Raw genomic sequence first — 12,177 nt, 5'->3', positions numbered from 1 at the left:
TGACCTTGACGGATCGATGACACGAAAATGGCCGGGTATTCGCCCGGCCATTTTCGTTTCGAAATGTCGGACGGCCTACCAGCGCTGATGCACATGCGGCGCGATCAGCCGCTCGTAGATCTCGCGCGTTGCCGCTATGACATCGGCCGAAAGCGGCGCCAGATCGGCAGCCGCCGCATTGCCCTTGGCCTGCTCGGCGTTACGCGCGCCGGGGATGACGACGGTGACGGCGTCGCTCATCAGGATCCAGCGGAGCGCGAAGGCGGCCATGGTGGCGCCCTCGGGCACCAGCTTGCGCACCTCTTCCACCGCCTGCAGGCCGATCTCGAAGGGCACGCCGGCAAAGGTCTCGCCGACATCGAAGGCTTCACCGTTGCGGTTGAAATTGCGGTGGTCGTCGCTGGCGAAATGTGTGTCCCGGGTGATCTTTCCGGAGAGAAGACCGCTGGCGAGCGGTACGCGGACGATGATCGCCACGTTCCTGCGGCGTGCTTCCTGGAAGAACAGATGGTCGGGGCGCTGGCGGAAGATGTTGTAGATGATCTGGATGCTGACGACGCCGGGATATTCGATCGCCTTCAGACCGTCCTCGACCTTCTCGACGCTGACGCCGTAACCCTTGATCTTGCCGGCCTTCTGCAGCTCGTTCAGGTCCTCGAAGACCTCCGGCTGGTAAAGCACCTCACGCGGCGGGCAGTGGAGCTGCACGAGGTCGAGACTGTCGACGGCAAGATTCGTCAGGCTGCGGTCGATGAAACCTTCGAGATTAGCCTTGGTGTAGCCTTCCGCGACATGCGGATTGAGGCGGCGGCCCGCCTTGGTAGCGACCATCGGACGCACACCGCCGCGCGTCTTCAGCACGTCGGCAATGATCTTTTCCGAGCGCCCGTCGCCATAAACGTCAGCCGTATCGATGAAGGTCATGCCGGCATCGAGCGCGGCATTGAGCGCAGCGCGCCCGTCCGCCTCGCTGATATCGCCCCAGGAGCCGCCGATCTGCCAGGCGCCGAAGCCGACATTGGTGACGGTGAAGGGCATGCGGCCAAAAGCATGGTGTTTCATGAAAAATCCTCCCTACTGCATGTCGCCCGGAAGTGTGCAGGGACAACGACATGCATAAAAACAAAGAGCCAAAGCGCGTCGCATGAATCAAGCACGATGTGACGCGCTTTGGTGATGAAAGCCACTGGAACTATCAGGCGGGTGAGTCCGCGGCAATTGCCGATCCGGCTTTGATTGGTCGCCTCGATGAAATATCGTCGCGATATAAGGCTTCAACCGCAATGAATGGAAAAGGAAAGATCATGGAGATCAAACCCGCCGGCTCTCGCCCTTCGACGAAGCCACCGGCCGACTATTTCACCGGCGCCGTTCGCCAGGATCCGCTGATGGAAACGCCGGCGCCGGCACGGGCGAGGGCGGTCTCCGTCACCTTTGAACCCGGCGCCCGCACGGCCTGGCATACGCATCCGCTCGGCCAGACACTGATCGTGACATCAGGTAAGGGCCTCGCCCAGAGCTGGGGCGAGGATATCCGCGAGATCCGCCCCGGCGATACCGTCTGGTTCGCGCCAGGCGAAAAACATTGGCACGGCGCTGCCCCGGACACGGCGATGACGCATATCGCCATCCATGAAGCGCTGGACGGCAGCCACGTCGACTGGATGGAAAAGGTCAGCGACGAGCAATATTCCGGTAAAATGTGAGCTGATCAGAGCCGTTTCAGGCAATAGGAAAAATGCGCGTGCGATTCGACCGTCAGGAACTCGAATTGCCAGCCGTAATCCTTGCAGAATTTGGTGACCGCCTCGACGACACCATAGACGATCGGCTTGACCGTATTGCCGGTGCAGAAATCATGCCCGGCAATACGCCCCGTCCGCTTCACCTTCTTTTCGCAGAGCAGGAGTTCCTGCCAGGTGAGCTCGAAGGAATGGTCGGTATCGATATAGGCCCAATCGAGGAAATCGTCCTCGAATTCGGCAAGCTTGTCGAGCGATGTGCCTTGCATCAGATGCAGCCGGCCGGCCGCGATCTCGGCCGCGAAATTCGTGTGGATCGCATCGAGCCCGGAGCTGTAGCGATCCATTGACCAGGGATCGATGAGGTAGAGCTGCGCCGGCCGATTCTTTTCCAGGATCTCCGCCGTATATTCGCCAAAGGCTGCCCCGACCTCGACGCCGATGCCGCCGTTCGGGATCCGATAAAGCAATTCGCCGCGATCCGGCAGCAGCCGGGCGTTTTCCATATGATAGGCGCTGAGCGGAGTGCGCGGCATGCTCGCCCGGAGCACCTGCCTTTCTTCACGTGTCTTCATTTCTGATCTCGGGATTGCGGGCGACTGACAGCCCTGATGCGGTTTGACGGGAAGGTAGGAGCAGCCGGCACCGATGACAACCGGATGACAGGAATTTGCTTCTTTCGGACAAACCGCTAAGTTCCATCTGTGAACTGACGAAAAAGCCTCGGGAGGAGCGATTTCATGAGACGCATGTGGCCTGAAGAATTCAACGCCATCATCAGCGGAGCTGAGGAGGTGATGTTGGAAACACCAGCCGAGGCCGGCGAAGCGCCGCTGCAGCGCAAGGCGCTGAAGGCGCGAATCACCATGCAGGATTACGAGCGGATCTGGCCGCTCGCCGAGATGCGCTTCCGGCTTGGTGAAAGAGATGGCAAGGCCATCACGCTGATCACCACCAATCCCCATTACCACGCGTGGCACCCGAAGGACGGCGGCAGCGTCGATTCCGTGTCGGACAGTGGCCGCCATTACAAGACGGATTATCTCGTCGTGCACTTCCTGCTCGACGACGTGAAGGAAACGTCTCCCGCCTGAGGTGCTAAGGCCCGGTGCGGCCGGAAGCCGCACCGGCGTCCTGTGGAAGCCAAGTTGATCCCGACGCTGATGACAACGGCGGCGATATCGGTAAGCTTGGGCGAAACATATCCTTACGAAATTGGAGGTTCCCGTGACGGGCAACGTGCTGGATATCCCGGTCAAGACTGTGGATGGTCGTGAGACCACGCTCAACGAATACAGGGGCAGGGTGCTCTTGGTCGTCAATGTCGCCTCGAAATGCGGGCTGACCGTCCAATATGAGGGGCTGGAAAAGCTCTATGGGGAAAAGCGCGAGCGCGGCTTCGTCATCGCAGCTTTCCCCGCCAACGACTTCAAGGGTCAGGAGCCCGGCACCGACGCCGAGATCCTCGATTTCTGCACCAGCACCTATGACGTCACCTTCCCGATCTTCTCGAAGATCTCGGTCAAGGGCGAGGCCCAGCACCCGCTTTACCGGCAGCTGACCAAGTCGGGTGTCGCGACGACGGGTGACGGCCCGATGCGCGAACGCCTGAAATCCCATGGCATGACAGGCGGAGATGAGGACGACATCCTCTGGAACTTCGAGAAATTCCTGATCGGCCGCGACGGCAAAGTCGCCGCCCGTTTCGCGCCTGACGTGACGGCGGACGATTCGCGGCTGGTTTCCGCTGTGGATAAAGAACTGGCGAAGGGATGAATGGTGGGCCATGAGCACCCACCGGACAGCGGGATGCTCATTACCCCGATCACGCTCTCACATCTCAGTCGGAGAAAATGAGAAAGCGCATCCGGCGCCGTTCCAAGATCCTCAGATCCCAAGCACGGTCACAAGCGGGGGCGTAAAGTTCTTGAAGCCCACCCTCGGCCAGTCGCACCTCTTGTCGAATTTCGTCTTTGGTTCGTGGCGCTGGCATGTCGGATTCGTCTTGAATGCATATCCGGGCAGGGCGACGTATGTGGCACTTGGCGTGCCAAGGGCAATCGCGATGCACAGCATCAATACGGAGCGCAGGGTCCTCATGGCACACCTCCAGGCGTGATGAACCTTCAAGCGCGGAGACTTTCCGGGCGGCGAATTCTCCCACTTTTGCCGGCCCCTATCCATTCGCCCAATAGGAGGTGGCGCGGTGGCTGGGAGTAGTCCGTTTTACGGAGCGCTGGCGGGACGGCGCGCATCTGAAGCTGCCGGGATGTACGCCTTGCTGCGCCGGAACGTCTTGCCGCATGCTGCCTCGAGAACGCAGTCCTGCCCAGAACTCGGACCGTGGTGTGCCGCCGAACGGGGGCATCGGCAGCCAGTTCACCGGATACGGAGAGTCGTGACGAAGCGATAGGCAGCGGGTGGGTTTTCGGCGTGGATGTAATCGCCATGAAATGGCAGACGATGGGCGTCCTCCAAACGGCGAGGGATGCCCATCACCCCACAGTCACTTCTGCGTGAGAGAAAATGAGAAGGCGCACCGGGCGCCGCTCATAAATGAAACGCGATTTTGGAAAAACGAAAACGTATATCTGTCGCCACTTTGACCGCTGTCTCTGAAAGACGCGGGGAATCGGCTGATGGTGCTTAAGACGCCGCGCTGGCTGGCCTTGCTGATTTCCAAGCTGCAGGCTGAATTGTCGGCATCGACCGAAAAATTAATCGGCAGATCGGACTGCATTCTCAGCAGATATGTTCTGGCTTCACGCGCCGGGGTTTCTCCCGAGGTTGTAATCGCCTGATCCCCGGCAGACAGGAACACCTCTTGCGCTGGCTCTCTGGCAATGCACGGCGGCGCAGCCACGCTGGCGAGAAGCAGCGTAGAGATGATGGCAACGGTTTTCATGAGGTGTCTCCTGACAAAACACCTTGCGCAGATCCTGATCGGATTAGCGAGCTAATTCGGGAGTCTAATTCCGATGAACAAGCAGCAGGAAAGATTGAAAATGGTGGGCGATGAGAGACTCGAACTCCCGACATCCTCGGTGTAAACGAGGCGCTCTACCAACTGAGCTAATCGCCCATCGCAAACGAAGCCGGATCGGCCTGCCGCGTTGGTGGCCGTGATCTATGCGGATCGCGGCAAAACCGCAAGAGTGTTTGTGAAGATTTTTTGATTTTTTTGGCGGTGGTCCCGTGTCTTCAATGCCGCTTAGGTTTGGCTCGGCTGTGGAAAAGTGAGGGGAGGGCGGCGAGCATCTCCGTTTCGAAGGCGCTGCGTCTGCGCCTGAGCATCGCTGCGGAAGACGGAAGTGCCGGCTTTTGTTCGTCTGGCACCCAACCCGCAGAAACATTTCACGGACTGTCATGGTTTTGTCTCCAAACCTGCTTGACACTAAAAGGCGAACCCCGTAGTTAGCCGCTCATCGAAACGGGCAGCCGTTTTGGAGAGGGTGCGAAGGCATCCGGACTGCTTGAAATGAATTGCGGGTGTAGCTCAGTTGGTTAGAGTGCCGGCCTGTCACGCCGGAGGTCGCGGGTTCGAGCCCCGTCACTCGCGCCATTTCAAGTCTTGTAAAACGCAAATGCGATTTGTCGTTTGTCCGGTTCTCTTCTTCCTCGCGGCCGCAAAATGGCCGATCAATGCGCGGGTGTAGCTCAGTCGGTTAGAGTGCCGGCCTGTCACGCCGGAGGTCGCGGGTTCGAGCCCCGTCACTCGCGCCATTTCTCTTGAAAGCTATGCAGTTTCCAGTGGTCAGGCATGCGCGCTGAAGCGGCTTGCGCGGATTTGTCGCGACATCATTGCATGTGCTTGATAGTGTCCCTCGGCTACTCGTCGAATTGCTTCTGTAAAAGTCTTGCGCCGGGGCTTCGGCTGCGCTAACCACGGCTTGTTGCAACGCACGTTCGCTTGCCGGGCATTTGCCCAAATGCGCCACCTGGCGTCTCCGGCAAGCAGGGATGAACATGATGACTGAACTACTCAGTTCTTATATTCCAATCGCTATCTTCATTGCTATTGCGCTCGTGATCGGTCTGGCGCTGCTCATCGCGCCGTTCGCCGTGGCTTTCAAAGCGCCAGATTCGGAAAAGCTCTCGGCTTACGAATGCGGCTTCAACGCTTTCGACGACGCCCGCATGAAGTTCGACATCCGCTTCTACCTCGTGTCGATCCTCTTCATCATCTTCGACCTCGAAGTCGCCTTCCTCTTCCCCTGGGCCGTTTCCTTCGGCGCCATCGGCTGGTTCGGCTTCTGGTCCATGATGGTCTTCCTTCTCGTGCTGACCATCGGCTTTATCTATGAATGGAAGAAGGGAGCCCTGGAATGGGAGTAGCCCCTGTGAGCAATCAGCCGCTCGTCGCACAGCAGCCAAAAGGGATCATCGATCCTTCGACCGGCAAGCCGATCGGCAGCAACGACCCATTTTTCGGTGAGATCAACAACGAGCTCGCCGACAAGGGTTTTCTCGTCACCTCCACCGACGAGCTGATCAACTGGGCCCGCACCGGCTCGCTGATGTGGATGACCTTCGGCCTTGCCTGCTGCGCCGTCGAAATGATGCAGCTGTCGATGCCGCGTTACGACGTCGAGCGCTTTGGTTTTGCGCCGCGCGCCTCGCCGCGCCAGTCCGACGTGATGATCGTCGCCGGCACGCTGACCAACAAGATGGCGCCGGCGCTGCGTAAGGTCTATGACCAGATGCCCGAGCCGCGTTATGTCATCTCGATGGGCTCCTGCGCCAATGGCGGCGGCTATTATCACTATTCCTATTCGGTGGTGCGCGGTTGCGACCGCATCGTGCCGATCGACATCTACGTGCCGGGCTGTCCCCCCACGGCAGAGGCGCTGCTTTATGGCGTGCTTCTGCTGCAGAAGAAGATCCGGCGTACCGGCACGATCGAACGCTAAGGGTTAAGGACAAGGCATATGAGTGAAGCCCTGACTGAGCTTGCGTCCTACCTTGGCGAAGCGCGCGCCAACCTGATCGCCGCATCGCAGATGAAGTATGGCGAGCTGACGCTGACGACGACGGGTGAAAACCTGGTCGCGCTTCTGACCTTCCTGCGCGACGACGCCAAATGCGGTTTCGTCAACCTGATCGATATTTGCGGGGTCGACTGGCCGCAGCGCGAGTTGCGTTTCGATGTCGTCTACCACCTGTTGTCGCCGAAGAAGAACCTGCGCATCCGCGTCAAGGTCGCGACCGACGAGGATACGCCGGTTCCGTCGGCCTGCCCCGTCTATCCAGGTGCCGACTGGTTCGAGCGCGAGACCTGGGACATGTATGGCGTGCTCTTCACCGGCCATCCGGACCTGCGCCGCATCCTGACTGACTATGGCTTCGAAGGCCATCCGCTGCGCAAGGACTTCCCGACCACCGGCTTCGTCGAAGTGCGTTACGACGACGCCGCAAAGCGCGTCGTCTACGAGCCGGTCGAGCTGAAGCAGGAATTTCGCAACTTCGACTTTATGTCGCCTTGGGAAGGCACGGAGTATGTGCTGCCCGGCGACGAAAAAGCGAAGCAATAAATTCAAGGCGGCTGGTGGGCTTAGCCCGCCATTCACTGGTTATCTGAGAACGCGAGCCCATCGCCATGACAGAACATAACGTCCGCAACTTCAACATCAACTTCGGACCGCAGCATCCGGCGGCGCATGGCGTTCTTCGTCTTGTCCTGGAGCTTGACGGCGAAATTGTGGAGCGTGTCGATCCGCATATAGGCCTTTTGCATCGCGGCACCGAGAAGCTGATCGAGACAAAGACCTATCTTCAGGCCGTGCCCTATTTCGATCGTCTCGACTACGTCGCGCCGATGAACCAGGAACATGCCTATGCGATGGCCGTCGAAAAGCTGCTCGGCATTGAGATCCCGATTCGCGGCCAGCTGATCCGCGTTCTCTATTCGGAAATCGGTCGTATACTCTCGCACCTTCTGAACGTCACGACGCAGGCCATGGACGTCGGCGCGCTGACGCCGCCGCTCTGGGGCTTCGAAGAGCGTGAAAAGCTGATGGTGTTCTACGAGCGCGCCAGCGGCTCACGCATGCACGCCGCCTATTTCCGTCCGGGTGGCGTCCACCAGGATCTGCCCGAACAGCTCGTGCAGGATATCGGCAACTGGTGCGACCCGTTCCTGAAGGCGCTCGACGACATCGACAACCTGTTGACCGGCAATCGTATCTTCAAGCAGCGCAACGTCGATATCGGCGTCGTCTCGCTGGAGGAATGCTGGGCTTGGGGCTTCTCCGGCGTCATGGTGCGCGGTTCGGGTGCGGCTTGGGATCTGCGTCGCGCCCAGCCGTATGAATGTTACTCCGATCTCGAATTCGACATTCCGATCGGCAAGAATGGCGACAACTACGACCGCTATCTGATCCGCATGATCGAGATGCGCGAGTCGGTTCGCATCATGAAGCAATGCGTCAACCGGCTGCTCTCGGATGCCAAGACCGGTCCCTTCTCGTCGATTGACGGCAAGGTGGTGCCGCCGAAGCGCGGCGAGATGAAGCGTTCGATGGAAGCGCTGATCCACCACTTCAAACTCTATACCGAAGGCTACCACGTGCCGGCCGGCGAGGTTTACGCCGCCGTCGAGGCGCCGAAGGGCGAGTTCGGCGTCTATCTGGTCTCCGACGGCACCAACAAGCCCTATCGCTGCAAGATCCGCGCCCCGGGCTACGCCCATCTGCAGGCCATGGATTTCATGTGCCGCGGCCACCAGCTTGCCGACGTCGCGGCCGTCCTCGGCTCGCTCGACATCGTCTTCGGTGAGGTGGACCGCTGATGCAGCTTCTGCCGCTGGCCGTCGTAATCCTTCTTTCGGCATCCGGGGTTTCGGCTCAGGAGTCCGATGGCCTCGGCACGCCGCTGGGCCGTAAGGAAGAGACGCCGCCGGCGCAGCAATCGTCCATGGGCGAGCTTTTGTCCAAGGGCTATCAGATCAAGGCTGCCATTCCGAACGGCAGCAAATTCGTAGTGTTTATGCAAAAAGACCAGTCGGCCTATGCCTGCGAAATGCAGTCTTTGACCGCTTCGCGGTGTGGAACCCTAAACTGACAAGGCGTGAGGAAGAATGTCCGTTCGTCGATTAGCCGAAGATCAATTCCAGCCTGCCGCATTCGCCTTCAGCGATGAGAATGCGGTCTGGGCGGACAAGACGATCCAGAAATACCCCGCCGGCCGCCAGCAATCGGCGGTCATTCCGCTGTTGATGCGGGCGCAGGAGCAGGACGGCTGGGTCACGCGCGCGGCGATCGAAAAGATCGCCGACATGCTCGACATGGCCTATATAAGAGTGCTCGAGGTCGCGACCTTCTATACGCAGTTCCAGCTGCACCCTGTGGGAACGCGCGCCCATGTCCAGGTCTGCGGCACGACGCCCTGCATGCTGCGCGGCTCGGAAGTGCTGATGTCGGTCTGCAAGAGCAAGATCCATGCCCATGCCTTCGAGCGTAACGCCGAAGGAACGTTGTCCTGGGAAGAGGTCGAATGTCTCGGGGCCTGTGTCAACGCCCCGATGGTGATGATCGGCAAGGACACCTATGAGGACCTGACGCCCGAGCGTCTCGAAGAGATCATCGACGTCTTTGCCGCCGGCAATGGCGCCAGCATCAAGCCCGGCACCCAGATCGACCGCGTGTTTTCGGCGCCTGAAGGCGGCCTGACCTCGCTGACGACGGAAGAGCCGAAGGCAAGGACGCGCGCCAAGAAGGCCAATACCGAAACCGTGTCGGCTCCAGTCGACGCCGCGCCGGTTCCGCCCTCCGAGGCCGCCCGCCCGAAGAGCACCGATGCCGAGACCAATGCTGCCCTGAAGACGCCGGCAACGGCGCCGAAGGCGGCTGCGAAAAACGCAAAGGCTGCCGAGCAGCAGCCGATATCAGGCACTGCGGCCGCCGAACCGGCGCCGAAAGCTGCCGTCAAGGCTGAAGCTGCCCCTGCGGCAAAGCCTGCTCTGACCGACAAGAACCGTCCGGCCGGCGTCGAAAAGCCTGCCGCACCGGATGATCTGAAGATGATCTCGGGTGTCGGCCCGAAAATCGAGGCGACGTTGAACGAAATCGGCATCTTCACCTTTGCGCAGGTCGCAGGCTGGAAGAAGGCCGAACGCGAATGGGTCGACGGCTACCTGAACTTCCGCGGCCGCATCGAGCGCGATGACTGGGTCAAGCAGGCCAAGGCGCTCGCCAAGGGCGGGGAAGCGGAATATATCAAGGTCTTCGGCAAGAAGCCGCGGTAAGAGGTGAAGCATGTTACAAGATAAAGACCGCATCTTTACCAATATCTACGGCCTCAAGGACAAATCCCTGAAGGGCGCGATGAGCCGCGGCCACTGGGACGGCACCAAGCAGATCCTCGAAAAGGGCCGCGACTGGATCATCAACGAGATGAAGGCGTCTGGTCTTCGCGGTCGTGGCGGCGCCGGTTTCCCCACAGGTCTCAAATGGTCCTTCATGCCGAAGGAAAGCGACGGCCGCCCACATTACCTCGTCGTCAACGCTGACGAATCGGAGCCCGGCACCTGCAAGGACCGCGATATCATGCGCCACGATCCGCATACGCTGATCGAAGGCTGTGTCATCGCGAGCTTCGCCATGGGTGCCAATGCGGCCTATATCTATGTGCGCGGCGAATATATAAGAGAGCGCGAAGCGCTGCAGGCGGCGATCGACGAATGCTATGATTATGGCCTGCTCGGCAAGAACAACAAGCTCGGCTGGGACATGGACATCTTCGTCCATCACGGCGCCGGCGCCTATATCTGCGGCGAGGAAACCGCGCTGCTCGAAAGCCTCGAAGGCAAGAAGGGCCAGCCGCGCCTGAAGCCGCCGTTCCCGGCCAATATGGGCCTCTACGGCTGCCCGACGACGGTCAACAATGTCGAATCGATCGCTGTTGCGCCGACGATCCTGCGCCGCGGCGCCGGTTGGTTCTCGGCCATCGGCCGCCCGAACAATGTCGGCACCAAGCTGTTCATGCTCTCCGGCCACGTCAACAAGCCGTGCACGGTCGAAGAGGAAATGGGTATCACCTTCCGCGAACTGGTCGACCGCCATGCCGGCGGCATCCGCGGCGGCTGGGACAACCTGCTTGCCGTCATTCCGGGCGGGGCGTCCTGCCCGATCGTTCCGGCCAAGGACATCATCGATTGCCCGATGGATTTCGACGGCCTGCGCGGCGTCGGCTCTTCCTTCGGTACTGCCGCCGCGATCGTCATGGACAAGTCCACCGACGTCATCAAGGCGATCGCCCGTATCTCCGCCTTCTTCAAGCATGAGAGCTGCGGCCAGTGCACGCCCTGCCGCGAAGGCACCGGCTGGATGTGGCGCGTGATGGAACGCATGGCCAAGGGCAATGCCCAGAAGCGCGAAATCGACATGCTGTTCCAGGTGACGAAGCAGATCGAGGGCCATACCATCTGTGCGCTGGGCGATGCAGCCGCATGGCCGGTGCAGGGTCTGATCCGTAACTTCCGTCCCGAGATCGAAAAGCGCATCGACCAGTATACGGCAAGCGCCCTCGATCACGGTGCGGTTCTGGAGGCGGCTGAATAATCATGGCGGACAACGCATCCAAGGTTGGGAAGAAGGAAGAAGTCACCGATTTCGCGGCCGGTTTCGGCCGTCTTGCCGCCGAGATGCTGGAAAATGCACGGGCGATGCCGGTGCATCCGCTGATGGCGCATCCCGCTGCAGCCTTTGCTGCCGCAACGGCGATCGGCTTCGGTTTCTCGACCCAAATGGCGGGCGCCTTCTTCGGCGCCTTCCAGAGCGCCCTGGAAACGACCGGCAAGGTCGCGGCCGCCCTCGATGACACGCCGCCGGACGAACTGAAGCCCGATGTCGATATCCGGCCGGAGAATATTCGCCCGGATGTCAGGGCTTTCACTAAGCCGCCGACCGAGAAGAAGGCAAGGCCGACCCTGACTGTTGTCAAGCCGGTCAGCGAGCCGACCCCAGCCAGCCACACGAAGCCAGCAAGCCAAGTGAAGACCAGCCAACCAAAGCCGGCTGTGAAGGCAAAACCGGTTGCGCGTAGGAAGGCCGACGATCTGAAGCTGATCGCCGGCATCGGCCCGAAGCTGGAGCAGGTGCTGAATGCCAAGGGCATTCGCAACTTCGCTGAGATCGCCGCCTGGACCGACGAGGAAATCGCCCGGCTCGACGCCGAACTCGGCTTTAACGGCCGCATCGGCCGTGACGACTGGACCGGTCAGGCGAAAATTCTGGCGGGACGGGGCCGCAGGAAGAAATGAACTGTCCGGCCGTGCAATCGGCCGGAAGGATGGGCAGATCGGCGGACGGGCGGGGACCTCAAGCTGCAGATGCCGGTGCGGGTTCCGGGTCTGGAATGCGCGACAGAGAATTTGGGCGACATCAGATGTCGGCAGGACGAAAGATCCGGCTTGGCAATGAGAGTGTTGCAAAAATAG

Annotated in this window: 15 protein-coding genes and 3 tRNA genes; 13 read left to right on the top strand and 5 right to left on the bottom strand. The window is 60.3% G+C overall.

The window, feature by feature from the left end; all coding sequences use genetic code 11:
- Positions 1–75 precede the first annotated feature (75 nt).
- A complete protein-coding gene (locus BS629_RS14150; RefSeq protein WP_018241583.1) occupies positions 76–1,062 on the bottom strand; it encodes an aldo/keto reductase in 987 nt (328 codons plus the stop codon).
- Between the two features lie 242 nt (positions 1,063–1,304).
- Here BS629_RS14150 and BS629_RS14145 point away from each other — a divergent pair, with 242 nt between their 5' ends.
- Positions 1,305–1,706, top strand: coding sequence for a (R)-mandelonitrile lyase (locus tag BS629_RS14145; protein WP_018516857.1), 402 nt, complete (start codon positions 1,305–1,307; stop codon positions 1,704–1,706).
- A 5-nt stretch (positions 1,707–1,711) separates the two neighbouring features.
- Here the strand turns inward: BS629_RS14145 and BS629_RS14140 are convergent, their stop codons facing one another.
- On the bottom strand, positions 1,712–2,317 hold the full coding sequence (locus tag BS629_RS14140; RefSeq protein ID WP_018241585.1) for a class I SAM-dependent methyltransferase: 606 nt from the start codon (positions 2,315–2,317) through the stop codon (positions 1,712–1,714).
- Between the two features lie 165 nt (positions 2,318–2,482).
- Between BS629_RS14140 and BS629_RS14135 the strand changes: the two genes are divergently transcribed.
- Positions 2,483–2,836 (top strand): hypothetical protein, encoded by a 354-nt coding sequence (locus BS629_RS14135; RefSeq protein WP_018241586.1) that lies wholly within the window; start codon positions 2,483–2,485, stop codon positions 2,834–2,836.
- Positions 2,837–2,969: 133 nt separating this feature from the next.
- Positions 2,970–3,518, top strand: coding sequence for a glutathione peroxidase (locus BS629_RS14130; RefSeq protein WP_018241587.1), 549 nt, complete (start codon positions 2,970–2,972; stop codon positions 3,516–3,518).
- 111 nt (positions 3,519–3,629) lie between these two features.
- On the opposite strand, the gene BS629_RS40335 is transcribed toward BS629_RS14130, so the two are convergent.
- The 3 genes from BS629_RS40335 to BS629_RS14115 form a co-directional block, all read right to left on the bottom strand.
- A complete protein-coding gene (locus tag BS629_RS40335; RefSeq protein ID WP_018241588.1) occupies positions 3,630–3,842 on the bottom strand; it encodes a hypothetical protein in 213 nt (70 codons plus the stop codon).
- A 406-nt stretch (positions 3,843–4,248) separates the two neighbouring features.
- Complete coding sequence (locus BS629_RS14120; protein ID WP_018241589.1) at positions 4,249–4,647, bottom strand: hypothetical protein; 399 nt, start codon at positions 4,645–4,647, stop codon at positions 4,249–4,251.
- A gap of 101 nt (positions 4,648–4,748) precedes the next feature.
- Positions 4,749–4,824 (bottom strand) — tRNA-Val (locus BS629_RS14115).
- Positions 4,825–5,227: 403 nt separating this feature from the next.
- On the opposite strand from BS629_RS14115, the gene BS629_RS14110 reads away from it, so the two are divergent.
- The 10 genes from BS629_RS14110 (at position 5,228) to BS629_RS14065 (ending at position 12,000) form a co-directional block, all read left to right on the top strand.
- Positions 5,228–5,304 (top strand) — tRNA-Asp (locus tag BS629_RS14110).
- A gap of 84 nt (positions 5,305–5,388) precedes the next feature.
- A tRNA-Asp gene (locus BS629_RS14105) sits at positions 5,389–5,465 on the top strand.
- A 246-nt stretch (positions 5,466–5,711) separates the two neighbouring features.
- On the top strand, positions 5,712–6,077 hold the full coding sequence (locus BS629_RS14100; protein WP_010055493.1) for an NADH-quinone oxidoreductase subunit A: 366 nt from the start codon (positions 5,712–5,714) through the stop codon (positions 6,075–6,077).
- Positions 6,068–6,652: a NuoB/complex I 20 kDa subunit family protein gene (locus tag BS629_RS14095; protein WP_003547368.1), complete on the top strand. Its 585-nt coding sequence runs from the start codon at positions 6,068–6,070 to the stop codon at positions 6,650–6,652. Before BS629_RS14100 ends, BS629_RS14095 begins: the two co-directional genes overlap by 10 nt.
- A gap of 18 nt (positions 6,653–6,670) precedes the next feature.
- Positions 6,671–7,273: an NADH-quinone oxidoreductase subunit C gene (locus BS629_RS14090; RefSeq protein ID WP_018241590.1), complete on the top strand. Its 603-nt coding sequence runs from the start codon at positions 6,671–6,673 to the stop codon at positions 7,271–7,273.
- A gap of 65 nt (positions 7,274–7,338) precedes the next feature.
- Positions 7,339–8,529 carry an NADH-quinone oxidoreductase subunit D gene (locus BS629_RS14085; RefSeq protein ID WP_018241591.1) on the top strand — a complete coding sequence of 397 codons (1,191 nt, stop codon included), beginning with the start codon at positions 7,339–7,341 and terminating at the stop codon, positions 8,527–8,529.
- A complete protein-coding gene (locus BS629_RS14080; protein WP_077988280.1) occupies positions 8,529–8,801 on the top strand; it encodes a hypothetical protein in 273 nt (90 codons plus the stop codon). The genes BS629_RS14085 and BS629_RS14080 overlap by 1 nt, the downstream gene beginning before the upstream one ends.
- A gap of 16 nt (positions 8,802–8,817) precedes the next feature.
- Positions 8,818–9,984, top strand: a complete 1,167-nt coding sequence (locus BS629_RS14075; protein WP_018241593.1) for an NADH-quinone oxidoreductase subunit E — start codon at positions 8,818–8,820, stop codon at positions 9,982–9,984.
- Positions 9,985–9,994: 10 nt separating this feature from the next.
- A complete protein-coding gene (gene nuoF / locus BS629_RS14070) occupies positions 9,995–11,299 on the top strand; it encodes an NADH-quinone oxidoreductase subunit NuoF (RefSeq protein WP_003547378.1) in 1,305 nt (434 codons plus the stop codon).
- A gap of 2 nt (positions 11,300–11,301) precedes the next feature.
- Positions 11,302–12,000: a 5' DNA nuclease gene (locus tag BS629_RS14065; RefSeq protein WP_018241594.1), complete on the top strand. Its 699-nt coding sequence runs from the start codon at positions 11,302–11,304 to the stop codon at positions 11,998–12,000.
- Positions 12,001–12,177: the final 177 nt, after the last annotated feature.

Origin of the sequence: Rhizobium leguminosarum bv. viciae USDA 2370, assembly GCF_002008365.1 — a bacterium.
In the GTDB taxonomy this organism is placed as follows: domain Bacteria; phylum Pseudomonadota; class Alphaproteobacteria; order Rhizobiales; family Rhizobiaceae; genus Rhizobium; species Rhizobium leguminosarum.
The sequence above is the reverse complement of the archived record's forward strand: the minus strand, read 5'-3'. Positions and strand labels throughout refer to the sequence as shown.